Raw genomic sequence first — 1,954 nt, forward strand, 5'->3', positions numbered from 1 at the left:
TGACGGCGCGCGTACGCGTGCCCGCGCAGCGGCTCGGGATCGTGGGGCGGCGGCGGATGCGGCCGGTGCCGCTGCTGGGGGGTGTCGCGCTCCTCTGCGGGGTGGGCGGTGTGGCCTGGCTGGGGGAGCGGAGCGGGGTCGCGCCGCTGGGCGAGGAAGGCGGGCGGCTCCTCCTGGCGGGCGCGGCCGTGGGCGGGCTCGGGCTCATCGGTGATCTGTGGGGGCTGCCGTGGGTGCCGCGCGTCGTGGGCGTCGCCTGCGCCGCCGCGTTCGTGGTGCCGTACGAGGAGGTCGGTGTCCTCGGCGGTGCGGGAGCCGTCGCGTGGATCGTGTTCGTCGTGCACGGGTTCAAAGGGCTCGGCCGTCCCGACGGGGTGCTCGGGGTCGTCGGGGTCGTCACCGCGTTCGGGCTGAGCGTGTGCGCCGCCGCCGAGGTGCTCGACGGGCTCGCCGCGCTGTGCAGCGTGCTCGCCGCCGGGCTCACCGGGTTCCTGATGCAGAACTGGCCGCCCGCGCGGGTGGCGCTCGGGGAGTGCGGGGCGCTGTTCGTCGGGTTCCTGCTCGCGGGCGGCGTCGTACAGGTGTACGCGTACGCCGCCGGGCACGGCGTGGGGATCGGCGGGCCCTTCGCCCTCACGGTGCCGGCCACCGCCGACGCGGTGCTCGTCCTGCTCTCCCGGCGGCTCGCCGGCCGCGAACCCTGGCGGAGCGGCCCCGACCACCTCCCCCACCGGCTGCGCCGACTGGGGCTCACCCCGGTGGGCGTCGCCGTCGTGGTGGGGGTCTGTGCGGTCGCGTCGGTCGTCGTCGGCGTCGCCGTCCACATGCTGTGGATGAAGGCGGGCGGGGTGTGGTGGGTGGCGGGCACGGCGGTCGTCGTCGTGGCGGGGATGTCGCGGGTGCGGGTGTACGGGCTCGGGGCCGCGGGCGCCCAGGGCGCGCGGGCGATGTCCCGCCCCAGACGGCCCGATCCGGCACCGGCGACGGGCCGGTTCCCCGCGGCCGACGGCCGGCCCCGGGCCGCCTCCGGTGAGCGGTCGGCGGCCGGAGCGCCGCGCAGGCCGGACGGAGTGGCGGCCCTCAAACGCCGTTCACAGGCCGGGTGGTGAGAGAAACCCGTGGTTCGGCCGGTGCCGTGCCGCACATGATGGCTCCATGACTGGACACGATCACGACCACCCGGCGGCGGTCGACACGGACGCGCTGCTCACCCTCGCGAAGGAGCACCACCCGCGCCCCGTACGCCCGTTGGGCACCCGCGAACTCTCCGGACACCTCGTCAAGGTCTACGGCCTCACCGCGCCGGGCCGCACCCTCACCGAGGCGGACACGGCCGCCGCGCTCCGCGTCGCCGAGGATCACCTCGCGCTCGGCCGGGCGCGCGGGTCCCTGGGGCTCGCCGTGCTGATCCTGCACGCGGGCGGCGACGGCGACTACGTCCTGGTGCACACCTGGATCGAGGGGTTCATGTCCGACCTGGCGATCTTCACCGGCCCCGCGGGCCGGTCGGAGGAACTGCGGCCCGGCCGCACCGGTCTCGCCCCCTGCGTCTGGGAGGCGGCCGTCCTCACCCATGAGCGCGACGCCTACTCCCGCCACGTCCTGACCTCCACCGCCCCGATCGCCGAACGGCTGGCGGCCTGGCGGTCCGACACGGTGGAGGGCGACCTCCGGTGACCGACGCCGCCCCGGCCGTCCGTCGCGCCCGCCCCGAGGACGTCCCGCGCGTCGTCGAACTGGCCGCCGAGCACGCCGCCTACGAGCACGCCGCCCGCGTGCAGGATCAGCACGGCGAGCCCCAGGGACCCGCGCGCCCGGCCGAGCGCGAGGTGATCCTCGGCGACGCGGAGCGCGGCGGCCGTGTCCGCCTCGGTGAGGGTGCGGCCCGGCGCGGTGAGGCCGTCGACCTTGACGAGGTGTCCGGAGAGTTCGCGGGTGCACAACGCGCGTACGG

2 protein-coding genes and 1 pseudogene are annotated in these 1,954 nt (G+C 76.8%); all 3 read left to right on the forward strand.

Going from position 1 to position 1,954, the window contains the following annotated elements; all coding sequences use genetic code 11:
• The coding region (locus AOK23_RS21940) for an MraY family glycosyltransferase (RefSeq protein ID WP_107102836.1) at window positions 1–1,109 on the forward strand (1,109 nt) is incomplete at its 5' end.
• A 46-nt stretch (window positions 1,110–1,155) separates the two neighbouring features.
• Window positions 1,156–1,677 carry a hypothetical protein gene (locus tag AOK23_RS21945; protein WP_055714395.1) on the forward strand — a complete coding sequence of 174 codons (522 nt, stop codon included), beginning with the start codon at window positions 1,156–1,158 and terminating at the stop codon, window positions 1,675–1,677.
• A pseudogene (locus AOK23_RS50065) lies at window positions 1,674–1,954 on the forward strand (hypothetical protein); the annotation flags it as partial. The gene AOK23_RS21945 and the pseudogene AOK23_RS50065, both read left to right, overlap by 4 nt.

The sequence above is a fragment of the Streptomyces torulosus genome, from assembly GCF_001419765.1.
Classification (GTDB): domain Bacteria; phylum Actinomycetota; class Actinomycetes; order Streptomycetales; family Streptomycetaceae; genus Streptomyces; species Streptomyces torulosus.

Coding starts and splice junctions, on each gene's coding strand:
- AOK23_RS21945 (WP_055714395.1), top strand. CDS start 1,156: ATGACTGGACACGATCACGACCACCCGGCGGCGGTCGACACGGACGCG.